Source organism: Photobacterium japonica, from assembly GCF_050337005.1.
In the GTDB taxonomy this organism is placed as follows: Bacteria; Pseudomonadota; Gammaproteobacteria; order Enterobacterales; family Vibrionaceae; genus Photobacterium; species Photobacterium japonica.
Map to the genome: position 1 here is coordinate 1 of NZ_JAKJSN010000016.1, position 15,925 is coordinate 15,925.

Sequence of the window (15,925 nt, forward strand, 5' to 3'; positions counted from 1 at the left end):
GACATAAAATCATCTATAACTCAAACGATTTAACTATAAATGGGTTAATTTCATATTTTTTTGAAAAAAAAGGTAATTAACACAAGTAAAAACAGTAGGTAGCAATGCCTCTATTGATAACTAAATTTATATTTAGTGTCATCATTTCTCACTCCAAACATAACCTTAACTTATTTCACACTTTACAAATACATGTTTTATTTTCTAATACTAACGACTTCAACTGCCCACTTATCGAAAAATCAATCCTCACAGCCATTCGCCCTCATCACGGATCTCCTCTCCACTTTTACTCGCTCCTTTCTTAAAAACCGACACTTGCACAATCGCGCATGTGAGTATATGATCTGGCCTCTTTTCCATAGTCAGAGATTAAAATTTTGGATGCTACATTAGCGATTGCATTGAATGAGTTCTTTTATGTCGCCAAAGGCTTGGTGGTTATCATTGCCATTGTGTCGGTGTTAACCGGCTTGATGCGTGAATATATCCCCCAAGACAAACTGCAAGCGACGTTAACCAAACACGATAAGTGGGGAACATTACTCGGTGCATTATTTGGGATGCTCACGCCGTTCTGCAGTGCGGCGGTGGTGCCTGTCACGATGGCGATGGCTTCAATGGGCGCGTCACTCGGGACAGTAATGAGCTTCATCATTTCAGCGCCGTTGTGTAACTTTATTGTCTTAGCCATGATTTATGCGGCGTTCGGTTTGAAAATCACCGTTGTGTACTTCTTGATCACCTTCACAGCGGCGGTACTGGGCGGTTTCTTGATTGCAAAATCACCATGGCGCAATGAAATAAAACGTGGTGATGAATTAGAAGACACGAAAACAACCGGTTGCAGCAGCAATACAGTGAAAACATGTGGCGGCACGCCGACTTCACGCTCAAGAATGCGCAATGCGATGGCTGGCGCATGGTCGCTGTTCAAACGCATCATCCCGTACGTATTGCTTGGTGCAGCGATTAGTGGATTCTCAGCGGCCTACCTGCCTGCGGACTTGGTTGAGAAATATGTCGGCGGTGACGGTATGCAATCTATCGTGGTGGCGTCACTGATTGGTATCCCACTTTACCTGCGCATTGAAATGGCCATTCCGTTACTTAATGTATTGATTGCAAAAGGAATGGGGTTAGGTGCAGCACTGGCACTGATTATTGGTGGTACGGGTGCAAGTTTACCTGAAATTGCGCTAGTATCAGCCGTGCTGAAAAGAAAGGCCGTCATTGCCTTTGTGGGCATCGTGCTAACCACCGCGATTATTGGCGGGGCTATCTTCCAATACGTGATATAAATGCATCGCGCCACCACAATGCGTGGCGCGATAATTCAATGAAAAGGGCATAACCATGATGGATGAGAAGTATATTGATGCACTTAAAGCGCTGTCTGAGCCAAACAGACTGCGTTTATTTTGGTTATTCCTTCACGTGGATGAATGTATCGCGGTAGCCGAAGCGATGGATATTATCGGTGATACGCAATACAACACCTCCCGAAACCTCAAAATGCTTTATAAAGCGGGATTGCTGAACCACCAAAAGAAAGGCAAGTGGGTGTTTTACACCTTGAAAGAGCAGGCAGCTCCGCACTGTCGCGCATTGGTGGACTCGGTACGATTTTTACCCGAAGACGATTTTCAAGAAGTGACCAAGCGGTGCATGCTGCGCCTTTCACTTCGCGTGAACGGTGAATGTGTGGTTGGTGCGGATACCGAAATATGGCAAGCCAAACTCAATGAATAACGATAGTAACCAATAACGGTAGCAATGAAGACATTAACCCAAGCAGAGCTGGATAACATCCTCGAACAACACCGATTATGGTTGGTAAATACAGGCGGTGAACGTGCCGTTTTCAGCCATACCGATCTCTCGAATCTTGATCTGCAAGGCGCGGTGCTTTGCCGGGCGAACTTCATTCGGGCAAATTGCCGAGGTAGCAATTTCTCTGGCGCGAACTTGAGCGACGCCGATATGACGTTTGCCAATTTGAGCCATGCTAATCTGACTGGAACGATGTTCCACGATGCCGATTTGCGCAATGCCAATCTAAGTCACGCGCAAATGAACAATGTCGATTTCACGCGCGCTGATCTGTACCACACGAACTTTCGTCACACCCGCTTCAGTGACGGTTCATTTGAAAAGCCAACATTGGCTGGCACAATCATTACGTTACGCGATCCAAATCAGCCACGCTGCCAAACCGCGTAATCGTAAGTAGAAAGCATCGATAGGTCATATCGATGAACCGTAACAAGAAGGGGCACTCAGCCCCTCCGACACCAACAACCACAGGGCCATAGGGCCACCGCACCTAGCTCCTCACCCTACAACCCCCGCTTTTCCTAGTCCCTCGATACTCGCTAACTCGCCATCCGCTTAAACGGCGCCAATATTTTCATGCCCAGCACATTGATCAACGCACCCGTCACGATCAGGCCGCCGCCCATGTACGTCCAAACAGACGGGATTTCATTAAACACCCACACGCCGAGCAAGGCAGAAAACACAATTTGCACATAGGAATAGGCTGACGCTTTCCCGGCCGCTTGGGTCTGCATCGCTTTGGTCAGGCCGTATTGGCCAATTTGCGTGAAGATGCCGACGAAGATCAGCATGACGGTCAGGAACAGGCTTGGCCAAACGAAGTTATCCCAAATCAGGGTCAATGAAATCGGCAAGGCCACCAACGGGAAATAGAAGATGATGACGGAGCTGTCTTCGGTTTGGCTTAACTTGCGCACAATCACATAAGCAATGGAGCTACCAAATGCCCCGCACAATGCAATCATGATACTAAATAGAGGAAGCTCATTGACGATGTTAGTATGAATATTGGGCTGCACCATCACAAACAAGCCCGCAAGGCAGAACAGAATACAGACAATCGTGGATTTTTGGATCTGCTCTTTCAGGAACAACACGCCAAGTAACGCAGTAAACACCGGATGGACATACTGCAAAATGGTCGCTTCGGCCAAGGGCAAGGTAGTGACGGCATAATACACACACATCAACGACATCGTGCCGACCGCGCCACGTAAAAACAGCAGCGGTTTGTTGGTTCCCCAGACGGAAATGCCCTTTCGCTTCACATCCAAATAACTGATGATCAGCGACACAAAAGCCCTGGCCGCGACAATTTCAAACACGGGAATACCGTAATTACTGACGTACTTAACGCAGGCCGACATGAGGGCGAAGCCAAACGCAGACAGCACCATGAAGCGCACCCCGACAGGGATGTGGGAAAGAGAAAGAGAAGGCATATAGATTTCAATCAAAATGGGGAAGAAGGCATCATATCGCAGTTTGGGATGACCAACCTACGGGTTTGTTATCGTCCACGATAAGATTAATCTCGTGTATCACACGATAACGAGACAAACTTTTTTCAACGAGGGCGCATATTAAAAACCCATGGATAGCCGCGCTACGCGCTGATTTACCCCCTTTAAAGCGGTAAAAAACGCACTTTTAAAATCCTGATTTTTAACGATTTTAATTTCGTGCGCGACGTTGAGCACAGTGGTAACCTTGCCAACACCTTAACAAGGAGCCAGCATGGAAACGAATCATTATACTTATCGTAATCACACCTTCTCTCGTCAAGATTTAAGCGAACTCACGTTTACCGGTTGCACGTTCATTCGTTGTGACTTCCAACGCGCCAACTTGCGCGACACAACTTTCATTAATTGTAAGTTCATTGAACAAGGTGAGGTGGAAGGCTGCCACTTTGACAGTGCCGATCTTCGCGATGCGAGTTTCCAGCAATGCCAACTGGCCATGGCGAATTTCAGTAATGCCAATTGCTACGGCATTGAATTTCGAGAGTGTGATTTAAAAGGGGCGAATTTTTTCCGGACCTCTTTCGCCAACCAAGTCAGCAATCGCATGTACTTTTGTTCGGCGTTCATTACAGGCTGTAACCTCGCGTATGCCAACATGGAGCGCGTCTGTTTAGAAAAATGTGAGCTATTTGAAAACCGTTGGATTGGCACAAACCTGCTGGGGGCATCACTGAAAGAGTCGGATTTAAGCCGAGGTGTGTTCTCTGAAGATGTCTGGGGACAATTTAGCATGCAGGGCGCAAACTTATGCCATGCCGAGCTTGATGGGCTGGATCCACGAAAAGTGGACATGACTGGGGTGAAGATCGCCGCTTGGCAACAAGAACAGTTACTCGAAACGCTCGGTATTGTGATTTACCCAGATTAATGATTATTATGGTCGCTTTATTTTTCCTTCAATGAATAAGTAGCCATTTATGTCTTTTCCACCTTGCCCAAACTGTCAATCTGAATACGTGTACCCTGACCAGAATCACCTTGTATGCCCAGAGTGCGCCCATGAATGGGATCCGAATGCCGTAGAAGAGACCTTCACGGTGAAAGATGCTAACGGCACCGTATTAACCGAAGGCGATAAAGTGACCGTCGCAAAAGATTTGAAAGTGAAAGGCAGTTCACTGGTATTGAAGATTGGCACCAAAGCGGTGATTAAACGTATCGTGGAAGGCAAAGACCATCAACTCGATTGCAAAATGGATGGCGCCGGCGACATGATGGTGACCGCGGCCTTTGTGAAAAAAGCCTAATCTTTTTTCTCAATCCCAACGCATACCGCTTTTGCACTGCGCATAAAAAAACAGGCCCTTGTATACATAAGGGCCTGTTTCTTTTTAATCTTTGCTATCGCTGATTATATCAAGCCAGCGTCTTGTTAATCGCAGCCAGTACCGCAGCAGGATCCGCCGCTTGAGTTATCGGGCGACCAATCACCAAGTAGTCAGAACCGGCTTGTACCGCTTCCACAGGGGTCATCACACGGCGTTGGTCACCGGCTTCGCTGCCCGCAGGGCGAATACCCGGGGTGATCAGTTTGAATGACTGGCCTAGCTCGCCTTTTAGCAGGCTCGCTTCTTGTGCAGAACACACGACGCCATCAAGGCCGCTGTTTTGCGTCAAGCGCGCCAAGTTCAATACGTGCTCTTGTGGCTCGCACTGAATACCGATACCACGCAAGTCAGACGCTTCCATGCTGGTTAGCACGGTCACACCAATCAGTAACGGACGATCGTTGCCGTACGGCTCAAGAATTTCACGCGATGCAGCCATCATGCGTTCACCGCCTGATGCATGCACGTTCACCATCCACACGCCTAACTCCGCGGCAGCACGCACAGCGTGAGAACAGGTGTTAGGGATATCGTGAAATTTCAAATCAAGGAAGACAGAGTGGCCGCGGTTTTGCAGCTGACGCACAAAGTCAGGGCCAAAATACGTGAACATCTCTTTGCCCACTTTCAATCGGCAGCTACCCGGCTCAATGCGGTCAACGAAGGCCAAGGCCTCTTCCTGGCTTGGGTAATCAAGAGCAACAATCACTTTTGGGTCTAACATGGCATCTCCTGCTAAGTTATAGGTCAATCAAGCCCGGTATGCTGGGCGCGGTCGGGATTGTACAGTAAAAGATGAATTATGCGAACAATTATTGCTTTGCTGCACCTAAGCGTCAAAAACAACAGTTATCTATCAATGCCAATCGTTTGTTAGCCGCACATAACTCAACAACCCATCAATACTTACTGCTCCCGGCGATGATCACGCCGCACATTAGGCCGATGACACATAGCAAAAAGCCTATTCAAACGAATAGGCTTTTAGGGTCTTCATATCATGATGCATGCCGTTATGACCAACTGAGACAGGTGCTTACTCTTACTCACCGTCAAGACCGCGGATCGGCTTAATGGTGCCCCACCCTTTACAGGATGGGCATTGCCAGTACAGCGAATGCGTGGCAAACCCACACTGGCGACAACGGTAATGCGGCTTAATTTTCAATTGCTCGCCAACCATACCACGCAAGGTCATCAGGCTTTCTTTCGCTCGCCCTTCTTCCGCTTCATCCAAATGGTAATCCATTAACTGGTAGAAACCTTTTAGGGTCGGATTTTTCTGCAACTGACGCGTCATGTAGGACTGCGCCATGATGGCCCCTTCACGCTTGGCAATTTCATCAGCCAGCATCAGTTCAGCGGTAGAACCGGCTTTTTCTTCCACGCAATAACGCAGGTACTTCAACCACGCGGTCTCGCTGTTGGTGGCTTCGTAACATTCAAGCAGCAATGGCAAGGCTTCGCCAATGAATTCCATGTCTTGTTCGGCCACACGCTCTAACTGCTTGGCGGCGGCTTTATACTCGTCTTCCGAGATAAAAATCTTCGCTAACATGATAGAGGCGCGCACACAGGTTTTATCGGCCGCGAGCGATTTTTTCAATAGCTGCTTGGCTTTCTCTGGATTTTGCGCGCTCATTTCCAGCATCGCCATTTCACACCAATAGTGCGCAATGTCGTGCTTGAGCTTGCTCTTGCCCATTTTTACCAGCTGAGTGGACACGTCAATGGCTTTCTCCCACTCACGGGTTTGCTGGTAAATGGTCAATAGCTGCAGTAAGGCCCCTTTACGGTGATCGGGTTCATCCAGCAATTGTTCAAAAATTTTCTCAGCGCGATCAAAGAAGCCTGCGGCCATGTAATCTTGCGCCAATTGTTGCAATGCCAAGTTACGCTGATCAATGGTCAGGTTCGGCCTTGCAATGAGATTTTGGTGTATACGAATGGCACGATCAACCTCCCCTCTGCTGCGGAACAAGTTCCCCAAGGCAAGGTGGGTATCAATCGTTTCACTGTCAACTTGGAGCAGCTCGATGAAGACATCAACCGCTTTATCGGATTGGTCCGATAACAGCAAGTTCAACCCCGTCACGTACTGACGTGACATGTGGTGAGACTGCTCCTGTTGTTTATTACTAGCGCTCCTGTTACCCATGTACCAGCCGTAGGCGGCAGCAATAGGCAAAAGCAGGAACAACAGCTCTAGCATTAATGGTTATTCCTTTACAGGTTCGGCACGAAGCTGATTTAATTCTGTTTGCTGTTTTTGGACTTTCTTTCTCAGGCGGTTTCTAGCAAAGCGCGCTTTCAGGTATAGCAGGCCGCAAATTAGCCAACCAAGCCCAAAACCGGAACCGAATGCAATTCCCAACAATGTCGACAGTTGGAAATCTCCCTGTGCAATCAGAAAATCAAAATTGATCACTTGTTGGTTCTGCGTACCCAAAGCCATGGCTACAAAGAAACAACCAAGCAAAATAACAACCGTCAATGCACTCAGTATCTTCTTCATCGTGAATCCTTCTCACTCAATAAACGTTGATAACACCAATCTGAAGTCGTCAATGCGCGAACGAAAAACGTAACAGGCACTTAAACAGATAGGCATGCCTGATTATGCAAGATTTTGGCTCATCAGACCATGATCAATAAGCATAAAAAAACGGCATACTAAGCAGTATGCCGTTTTTATGTTCGATACGTGGTTAACCTGCTATTGCAGAGTTAACACGGTCACGTAATTCTTTGCCCGGTTTAAAGTGAGGAACGTACTTGCCGTCCAACTCTACCTTGTCCCCAGTCTTAGGATTGCGACCGACACGCGGAGCACGGTAATGCAGAGAGAAGCTACCAAAGCCACGGATCTCAATACGATCACCCTCAGCAAGAGTGGTTGCCATATGCTCAAGGATATCCTTGATTGCATCTTCTACCTGTTTGGCAGAAAGATGTGTTTGTTGACTACATAGCCTTTCAATTAATTCAGACTTTGTCATAAACACTCCGTTTTTAGTATGTTTCTCAATAGTATAACCGCTTAGGGGGAAAAATCTTCCCCCTTAGCTCAATTATTCGCCTTTAGCAGCTTTGAAAGCGTCAGCCATAGCATTACCGAACGCAGCATCATCTTGCTTGTTCAGTGTCGCCATTGCTTCTTGCTCATCAGCAACGTCTTTAGCGCGAACAGATAGGTTAACTACGCGGTTCTTACGGTCAACGCCTGTGAATTTAGCTTCAACAGAATCGCCTACAGAAAGAACTAGAGTTGCGTCTTCAACACGGTCAACAGATGCTTCAGAAGCACGTAGGTAACCTTCAACACCTTCAGCTAGCTCAACAGTTGCGCCTTTCGCGTCAACAGCAGTAACAGTACCGTTAACTAGAGCACCTTTCTTGTTAGCTGCAACGTAGCCGTTGAACGGGTCTTCGTCGATTTGCTTGATACCAAGAGAGATACGCTCGCGCTCAGCGTCAACCGCTAGAACTACAGCAGAGATTTCGTCGCCTTTCTTGAAGTCACGAACTGCGTCTTCACCAGCAACATTCCAAGAAATGTCAGATAGGTGAACTAGACCGTCGATGCCGCCGTCAAGACCGATGAAGATACCGAAGTCAGTGATAGACTTGATCTTACCAGTTACTTTGTCGCCCTTAGCTTGCATTTCTGCAAATGACTGCCATGGGTTCGCTTTACACTGCTTAAGACCTAGGCTGATACGACGACGTTCTTCGTCGATATCAAGAACCATAACTTCAACTTCGTCGCCAACGTTAACAACTTTAGATGGGTGGATGTTTTTGTTAGTCCAATCCATTTCAGAAACGTGTACTAGACCTTCAACGCCTTCTTCGATTTCTACGAAGCAGCCGTAATCAGTTAGGTTAGTTACACGGCCAGAAAGTTTAGTACCTTCTGGGTAACGCTTAGCGATTGCTACCCATGGATCTTCGCCTAGCTGCTTAAGACCTAGTGATACGCGAGTACGCTCACGATCGAACTTAAGAACTTTAACGTTGATCTCGTCGCCAACATTAACGATTTCAGATGGGTGCTTAACGCGTTTCCAAGCCATGTCAGTGATGTGTAGTAGACCATCAACACCGCCAAGATCAACGAATGCGCCGTAGTCAGTAAGGTTCTTAACGATACCTTTAACTTCCATGCCTTCTTGTAGAGAAGCAAGAAGTTCATCACGCTCAACGCTGTTTTCTGATTCGATAACTGCGCGACGAGAAACAACTACGTTGTTACGCTTCTGGTCAAGCTTGATTACTTTGAACTCTAGCTCTTTGTTTTCTAGGTGAGCTGTGTCACGAACTGGGCGAACGTCTACTAGAGAACCTGGTAGGAACGCACGGATGCCGTTAAGTTCAACTGTGAAGCCGCCTTTAACTTTACCGTTGATGATACCGATAACAGTTTCAGCATCTTCGTAAGCTTTTTCTAGAACGATCCAAGCTTCGTGACGCTTCGCTTTTTCACGAGATAGCTTAGTCTCACCGAAGCCGTCTTCTACTGCATCTAGAGCAACGTCAACTTCTGCACCAACTTCGATTTCTAGTTCGCCAGCAGCGTTCTTGAATTCTTCAACTGGGATAGAAGACTCAGACTTAAGGCCTGCGTCAACTAGTACGTAACCGTTTTCGATAGCTACAACAGTACCTTTAACGATCGCGCCAGGACGTGTTTCTAGTTCGTTTAGAGACTCTTCAAAGAGTAAAGCAAAAGATTCAGTCATTATTTAATCTTCAATCTGATTAACAACCATGGGTATCCTACCGCATGGGGTTGGTAGTAATGTCAGTTATCATCCGTGACACCGACGCCGTCTACTGAACTATTCAGCAGACAATTTTGTTTCAATATACGCAAGTGCTTGTGCAGTGACTTGTTCAATCGTCATGGACGTTGAATCGAGCACTAATGCGTCTTCAGCGGGACGAAGGGGAGCAACCGCGCGGTTGCGATCACGATCATCGCGCTCTTGAATTTCTTTCAAAAGGTGGACAAAGTTAACATCTAAGCCTTTCTGTTGCAACTGGTTCATGCGACGATTCGCACGTTCTTCTGCACTGGCATCGAGGAAAATCTTGACTTCTGCTTGCGGAAAGACAACGGTGCCCATATCTCGACCATCCGCGACCAGTCCCGGTGCTTCGCTGAATGCACGCTGACGACGCAATAGCGCTTCACGTACACGTGGCAATGCCGCCACTTTTGATGCTGCCATGCCGGTTTCTTCTTTACGAAGCTCACCTGACACATCTTCCCCTTCAAGGATCACCTTGACGAGATCGCCTTCAGCGATGAACTGAACATCCAGATGCGCGGCCAATGGCACAAGCGCGTCTTCCGATTCAAGTTCTACACCGTGATGAATAGCAGCCAGTGCTAATACACGGTAAATTGCGCCAGAATCAAGCAGTTTCCAGCCCAGTTTATCTGCCAATAACATACACAGGGTGCCTTTACCTGCACCGCTTGGTCCATCGACAGTGATCACTGGAGCATGAGTTGACATAAGCGTTCTCCGAACTTGTTCTAACGTAAGCAGTAATACCCATCCACACCCCATCGAACGCGCTCGAAATGCAGATACGTATTACATCTTTTTTGCGGGGGCAGATTATACGGGAAAATACCACTGATACCAATCGGTAATACCGCACTATTACAACAAAAAAAACAGCAAAAAAACAACACCCGCCAACAGTGACGGGTGTTACAGTGTCATCTTACCGCCCCAAGACGATTATTCGCTTAGTATAGCCAACTTCTCAAAATAGTCAGGGAAAGTCTTAGACGTACATTTCGGGTCATTGATAGTCACCGGCGTGTCGCTTAATGCCACCAGCGAGAAACACATCGCCATGCGGTGATCATCATAGGTATCAATCGCGGCGTGTTGCAACGTTGCCGGCGGGGTAATGGTGATAAAATCGTCCCCTTCAACCACCTCGGCACCGACTTTACGCAACTCGGTCGCCATTGCGGTCAGTCGATCCGTTTCTTTCACGCGCCAGTTGTACACATTACGAATGGCGGTTGTGCCTTTGGCGAACAAGGCTGTCGTGGCAATGGTCATCGCGGCATCAGGAATATGGTTGAAATCCAAATCCACCGCATTGAGTTCGCCACGGCGTGCAATCACGTAGTCATCACCCCATTCGATGTCAGCGCCCATGGCGGCTAACGCATCGGCAAACTGAATATCCCCTTGGATACTCTTGCTACCAATACCGGTCACTTTCACTTCACCGCCACGAATCGCTGCCGCCGCTAAGAAGTAAGATGCCGATGATGCATCGCCTTCCACCAGGAAATCCCCCGGTGAAACGTAGGTCTGGCCCCCTTTTACCACAAACTGTTGGTAATCGTGATTGTCTACCGTGACACCAAACTGCGCCATAATGTGCAGGGTGATATCAATGTACGGCTTAGACACCAGATCCCCTTTAATGCGGATCACTGTATCGGCTTTAGCTAATGGCGCCGCCATCAAGAACGCGGTCAAAAACTGACTGGAAATCGACCCGTCAATCTCAACCTCTCCGCCACTTAACCCTGTACCGCTGATTTTAAGCGGTGGGTAGTGTTCGTTTTCAAGGTAAGTAATAGAAGCACCCGCGCTACGCAACGCATCCACTAAGTGGCCTATTGGGCGTTCTTTCATGCGAGGCTCACCGGTCAATACGTATTCACCGTTACCCAGACATAACGCCGCTGCCAACGGGCGCATTGCAGTGCCCGCATTGCCAAGAAACAGTTCCTGTGCCTCGGAGGACTGAAACGCCCCGCCCAGGCCGGTAATTTCACATTCGGTTTTGTCGGCAGACAAGTGGTAGGTCACACCCAGTGCCTGCAGCGCATTCAACATATGACGAATATCGTCACTGTCGAGCAAGTTGGTCAGTCGCGTCGTCCCTGTTGCTAACGCCGCCAATAGCAAGGCGCGGTTCGAGACACTCTTTGAACCCGGCAGATTCACCGTGCCGTTAATCTTGTTTATCGGCTGTAACGTTATACTTTCCATCTCTGAATTCTTCTATCCTGTTTGGTCGCAGTCATTTCAGAGTAACCAATATTAACGCTGTGATCTATACCGATCTTTCATCACAGCGCACAACGCCACTCTCGTCGCTTTTGCTTGCCGCGCTGTTATACCACTATTTGATATCAATCCGATTCGCGCTGAGTTGGTCGTTGATAAATTGACCGAACGCCTGCACGTACATGCCTTCTGCTAGCGGTTTATCGCCTGCCACCATTGATGCTGAGTAAGCGACCTTCGCACCATCAAGTTGGAAGTGGTCACGGGTTAAATGCGATACCTTGCCTTCCATTTCTGCATTTGGCATGGCATCCACGGGGGACACATTGGTGACCACCCAGTGATCCTGATCATCCAAATGCGCAAAGACCATCACCCAGCCTAAGCTGCCGCCACCGTATCGGTAATCTAAGGTAAACACTTGCGGATCGGTAATCCGGATTTGGGTGCCATTCATCAACAACTCATTTTCTGGATTCAATACAGCGAGTCCCGCGAATGCCGGATCCAGCGAAATGTCGGTCACCTTATCATTGGCAAGTTGCAGCGTGGCAGCCATGCCTTTTTTCACGGACGTGACATTGTAATCTTGGCCTTCGTAGTTCGCTTCCGCGTCTTGAGTCGGGTACGTGGTCCCATTAAGGGTCATGTCATAGACCGAGGCCGCTTCTATCACACCCGAAACGGTGCTGTCGGTCGGCGTATCATGGGAGACCGGCACAGTGGCCTTATCGCCACATCCGCTCAATAACACACTCAATGCCACGGCAATACTCAATGTCTTCATACACCCTTCTAAACTCATTAACTAGGTTGAATTTGATGGGGAGACCATACGCCTGAGGCATATACAAATAAAGCGCCACAAGGGCGCTTTATTTACAAACTTAGGATGATGATTTGAAATGAATCATCACTGAGTGTGATTAGTCTTCACGTTCGATTTCGCGAGCAACTTTTTTACCGTTAATCACTACACCATCAACTTCAATCAAACCCACCTGCGTCAAAGAGTCAAATGTCAGACCGTCTTCGTAACGCGTTTTACTGTCAGTGAAAATCGTCATACCGTTTAGCTTGAATGAACCAGCTTCTGTACCTTCTGCAGCTTGTCCTTCCTGCTCAAACGTCTGCCACTGATTACCTGCGTAGTTATCAAACTCAACGTCTGTCGCGAAACGCTGACCATTTCTCAATACAGATTCCACTTCGACCTGTAGACCTAGCTTAATATCCGCGATTGAACCGTCACGGTCATTAGCCAGTTCAACCTCGGTAGAGTGGTCAAAGTTAAAGCGACCACGGTAGTTAACTTCAAAGTAAGATTCGCTGTGGTTTACAGCCGTAATAATACCTTCAACTTCTGCTTCGTTGCCAAGATCATCATAATCGTCAGCTTCAACTTCCGTTGCATCTAACTCGTTAGTAGCACCATTCATTTTACCGGTCACTTCAACCCACAGATCATTTGCTAAGGCTGAATCCAGATCCATTTTTGCCGTATTGTAGTTAACGGTTAGTGCTGCGCCCAATTTAAAGGTCGTGGTGTTTTCATCAAGGTTGCTAACAGGGCCTTCAATTTCAACCGTGTTGTCAAACTTGTCTGCTTCAATTTTCACAACAGACAGTACTTTGTAACCTTCTGTCGCTGTTGGCAAGGATGACACTAGCACCCAATCACCGTTTTCAATACCTTTCAGGCCATTAAATGTTAGTGCAACGCCATTCACTTTAAAGTTGTTACCAGACACTTCACTTGCCATACCAATCATGGTTGGCTCAAGTTGCACTTCCACGCCCGCACGCGCATGCTCAACCAGTTTTACCATCATGTTAGGAGCAAGTGCAGTTGGTGCCATCACATCATTTAGATTGCCGTAACCTACCGATGATACAGTGTATTTATCACCATTAACCCAGATGTTATTAGATTGCACTGATTCGATAGTACCCATCACCGCTTTTGGTTGTGGCTGAGTCTGGCCACCATTGTCGTCGCTACCACCGCCACCACAGCCCGCTAGAACCAAGCCAATCATCGATACCAATGCCAATTTTTTCATCTAAACACCTATGAGCTAAGGAATATTGTTTTTGTAGGCGGTATATTACACCTAGAAACGTGAAGTAGTCGTGAAGAAAAGTGAAATTATCTTATGAAAGTATTGATCGTCGATGACAACCACAGCGTGGTGGAAACCATTGCTGACTATCTGGAACTGGAAGGAATCACCATTGATTGCGCGTACCACGGCGAAGCCGCCATCGCGCGCGTGGCAGAACAGCATTATGACGTGATCATCATGGATATCATGATGCCGAAAATGGATGGGATCACGGCTGTCACCAAAATGCGGGAAGAACACTACTGTCAGACCCCGATTTTATTCCTGACCGCCAAAGATTCACTGGATGACAAGATCGCGGCCTTTCAAGCCGGGGGCGATGACTACCTGATGAAACCCTTTGCGATGCAAGAGCTGCTGTTGCGTCTGCATGCGTTAAACAACCGTGGTCCACGACAAGACATTGGCGCGCTCACGTTTGCGGATATCAGCATGAATACCCGTACTGATGAAGTGACCCGCGATGGCCGCCCTATCAAGCTCAGTCGTATTCAATACAAGATATTGAAAGCACTACTGCGCAAAGCCCCCAGCATTGTCAGCCGCCAAGAGGTAATTGAGGCGGTATGGGGCGATGAATCGCCATCAAGCGATGCCCTGCGTAGCCATATTTATGGCTTGCGCAATGCCATCGACAAAGGGTTTGACCATTCACGATTAGAGACCATTCATGGACAAGGCTACCGCATTAAAGCATAACCATTTTCCCAGCATCTATCGCAAGATCCGCTGGAGCTTTGGCATCATGACATTCGCTATGTTCTCTCTGTTTTGGTCGGTGATTTATATTGCCGAGAACCAGTTAGAGATCATCAGCCTGCATCACTGGTTAGATGCAGAAGCCGAGCGCTTTGTCGATGAGTACCGGGTACACAAAGAAAACACTCCGCTGCCCAACAGTGACGAGTTCAGCAGTTACTGGAGCGAAGGCAAAATGCCAAGCTGGCTGCATGCCTACAATAAACCGGGATTCTATGAGCACTTACTCGGCGAGGAAGACAAGCACTTTATTGCCTTTCGACACCCTTCTGGTAAAGGCTTAATGTATGTCTTGTTTCAAGATGATGCCGATGATTACCTCGATGGCTATGAAGACAGCCTGCATTCCTTCACCTTCTTATTCGGCATACTCGTGTCGCTGGGAATGGCAATGTACGGTATTTACTTTGTCCGCACTATTTCTAAACCGTTGGGTCTCATTGAAGCAAAAGTGGCACAAATGCCACCGGATCAACCCTATTTCAAGGTCGAAACGGCGTATAACGAAACCCGTAAAATTGAACAAACCCTGCTAGACAGCAAAAGTAACATTGCCAGCTTTTTCCTACGGGAAAAAGAATTCAGCCGCTTTGCCTCACATGAACTACGCACACCTATCATGGTGATTCAGGGATCGGCGGAACTCCTGAATAAAGTCCCCAATCAACCCGCTGTGGCATTAAAAGCCATTGACCGGGTAGGCAAAGCCAGCGAAGAAATGCGGGTATTAACCGAAACCTTCTTGTTACTGGGCAAAGAAAGTGTGGAAGTACACCATTTGGGGGAACACGATTTAGAGCAGAAATTGCGCCAACAGCTGGACGCGCTAGCCCCGCTGTTTGCTAAACAGGATGCCAGTTACGCATTGCGCGTGGTGTCATCGAAGGTAATTGTGGCCCCAGAGAGCTTTATTACCATTATTATTAATAACCTGATCAAAAATGCGTTCAGTTACAGCGTGGGGGATATTTACATTCAACTGGCATACCACACCTTAACCATCATCAACCGTCACGAAGGCAATGAAACCTACCATGCCGGATACGGTTGTGGATTGGTGATTGTAGAGCGGATTTGCGAACGCATGGGGTGGTTTTTCACAACTAACGATGACGGCCAGCAATTCAAAACCACCGTCTCATTTTCGAACGCTGACTCACTGACACACTGACTCGAATGACCCACTCGGTACTCAACCGCTTGGGTCATTTCCCTGACTTTCCCCACTATTGTGTCTACTCACTCGAAAAACACGCGCGCTTATTCGCGTTCCCCGCATAATCCCTTTAATT

Annotated in this window: 17 protein-coding genes; 7 read left to right on the top strand and 10 right to left on the bottom strand. The window is 47.7% G+C overall.

Going from position 1 to position 15,925, the window contains the following annotated elements; translation table 11 throughout:
• Positions 1 to 380: 380 nt before the first annotated feature.
• The 3 genes from L4C36_RS06910 to L4C36_RS06920 are packed head-to-tail and all read left to right on the top strand — an operon-like array spanning position 381 to position 2,223.
• Positions 381 to 1,301 (top strand): permease, encoded by a 921-nt coding sequence (locus tag L4C36_RS06910; protein ID WP_428477062.1) that lies wholly within the window; start codon positions 381 to 383, stop codon positions 1,299 to 1,301.
• A 55-nt stretch (positions 1,302 to 1,356) separates the two neighbouring features.
• A complete protein-coding gene (locus L4C36_RS06915; protein WP_428477063.1) occupies positions 1,357 to 1,752 on the top strand; it encodes an ArsR/SmtB family transcription factor in 396 nt (131 codons plus the stop codon).
• 24 nt (positions 1,753 to 1,776) lie between these two features.
• Complete coding sequence (locus tag L4C36_RS06920) at positions 1,777 to 2,223, top strand: pentapeptide repeat-containing protein (protein WP_428477064.1); 447 nt, start codon at positions 1,777 to 1,779, stop codon at positions 2,221 to 2,223.
• A 152-nt stretch (positions 2,224 to 2,375) separates the two neighbouring features.
• Here the strand turns inward: L4C36_RS06920 and L4C36_RS06925 are convergent, their stop codons facing one another.
• Positions 2,376 to 3,281, bottom strand: coding sequence for a DMT family transporter (locus tag L4C36_RS06925; RefSeq protein ID WP_428477065.1), 906 nt, complete (start codon positions 3,279 to 3,281; stop codon positions 2,376 to 2,378).
• A gap of 295 nt (positions 3,282 to 3,576) precedes the next feature.
• Between L4C36_RS06925 and L4C36_RS06930 the strand changes: the two genes are divergently transcribed.
• Together L4C36_RS06930 and L4C36_RS06935 are read left to right on the top strand one after the other, a co-directional pair.
• Positions 3,577 to 4,233, top strand: coding sequence for a QnrS family quinolone resistance pentapeptide repeat protein (locus L4C36_RS06930; RefSeq protein WP_428477066.1), 657 nt, complete (start codon positions 3,577 to 3,579; stop codon positions 4,231 to 4,233).
• 49 nt (positions 4,234 to 4,282) lie between these two features.
• The gene (locus L4C36_RS06935; RefSeq protein WP_428477067.1) at positions 4,283 to 4,612 is read left to right on the top strand and encodes a zinc ribbon domain-containing protein YjdM; all 330 of its coding nucleotides are present in this window, start codon (positions 4,283 to 4,285) and stop codon (positions 4,610 to 4,612) included.
• 109 nt (positions 4,613 to 4,721) lie between these two features.
• On the opposite strand, the gene pyrF is transcribed toward L4C36_RS06935, so the two are convergent.
• The 9 genes from pyrF to L4C36_RS06980 all read right to left on the bottom strand — a co-directional run bounded on the left by pyrF (position 4,722) and on the right by L4C36_RS06980 (position 13,811).
• The gene (gene pyrF, locus L4C36_RS06940; protein ID WP_428477068.1) at positions 4,722 to 5,417 is read right to left on the bottom strand and encodes an orotidine-5'-phosphate decarboxylase; all 696 of its coding nucleotides are present in this window, start codon (positions 5,415 to 5,417) and stop codon (positions 4,722 to 4,724) included.
• A gap of 318 nt (positions 5,418 to 5,735) precedes the next feature.
• Positions 5,736 to 6,905 carry a lipopolysaccharide assembly protein LapB gene (gene lapB / locus L4C36_RS06945; protein WP_428477069.1) on the bottom strand — a complete coding sequence of 390 codons (1,170 nt, stop codon included), beginning with the start codon at positions 6,903 to 6,905 and terminating at the stop codon, positions 5,736 to 5,738.
• Between the two features lie 6 nt (positions 6,906 to 6,911).
• Positions 6,912 to 7,208 (bottom strand): LapA family protein, encoded by a 297-nt coding sequence (locus L4C36_RS06950; RefSeq protein WP_428477070.1) that lies wholly within the window; start codon positions 7,206 to 7,208, stop codon positions 6,912 to 6,914.
• Between the two features lie 193 nt (positions 7,209 to 7,401).
• Positions 7,402 to 7,692, bottom strand: a complete 291-nt coding sequence (gene ihfB / locus L4C36_RS06955; protein ID WP_428477071.1) for an integration host factor subunit beta — start codon at positions 7,690 to 7,692, stop codon at positions 7,402 to 7,404.
• Positions 7,693 to 7,764: 72 nt separating this feature from the next.
• Positions 7,765 to 9,435, bottom strand: coding sequence for a 30S ribosomal protein S1 (gene rpsA / locus L4C36_RS06960; RefSeq protein WP_428477072.1), 1,671 nt, complete (start codon positions 9,433 to 9,435; stop codon positions 7,765 to 7,767).
• A gap of 99 nt (positions 9,436 to 9,534) precedes the next feature.
• Positions 9,535 to 10,218, bottom strand: coding sequence for a (d)CMP kinase (gene cmk, locus L4C36_RS06965; RefSeq protein WP_428477073.1), 684 nt, complete (start codon positions 10,216 to 10,218; stop codon positions 9,535 to 9,537).
• Between the two features lie 231 nt (positions 10,219 to 10,449).
• Positions 10,450 to 11,730 carry a 3-phosphoshikimate 1-carboxyvinyltransferase gene (gene aroA, locus L4C36_RS06970; RefSeq protein WP_428477074.1) on the bottom strand — a complete coding sequence of 427 codons (1,281 nt, stop codon included), beginning with the start codon at positions 11,728 to 11,730 and terminating at the stop codon, positions 10,450 to 10,452.
• 133 nt (positions 11,731 to 11,863) lie between these two features.
• Positions 11,864 to 12,535 (bottom strand): hypothetical protein, encoded by a 672-nt coding sequence (locus L4C36_RS06975; RefSeq protein WP_428477075.1) that lies wholly within the window; start codon positions 12,533 to 12,535, stop codon positions 11,864 to 11,866.
• 139 nt (positions 12,536 to 12,674) lie between these two features.
• Positions 12,675 to 13,811, bottom strand: a complete 1,137-nt coding sequence (locus L4C36_RS06980; RefSeq protein WP_428477076.1) for a DUF5666 domain-containing protein — start codon at positions 13,809 to 13,811, stop codon at positions 12,675 to 12,677.
• Between the two features lie 93 nt (positions 13,812 to 13,904).
• Here L4C36_RS06980 and L4C36_RS06985 point away from each other — a divergent pair, with 93 nt between their 5' ends.
• Positions 13,905 to 14,573: a response regulator transcription factor gene (locus tag L4C36_RS06985; RefSeq protein ID WP_428477077.1), complete on the top strand. Its 669-nt coding sequence runs from the start codon at positions 13,905 to 13,907 to the stop codon at positions 14,571 to 14,573.
• The gene (locus L4C36_RS06990) at positions 14,545 to 15,804 is read left to right on the top strand and encodes a sensor histidine kinase (protein ID WP_428477078.1); all 1,260 of its coding nucleotides are present in this window, start codon (positions 14,545 to 14,547) and stop codon (positions 15,802 to 15,804) included. Before L4C36_RS06985 ends, L4C36_RS06990 begins: the two co-directional genes overlap by 29 nt.
• Positions 15,805 to 15,925: the final 121 nt, after the last annotated feature.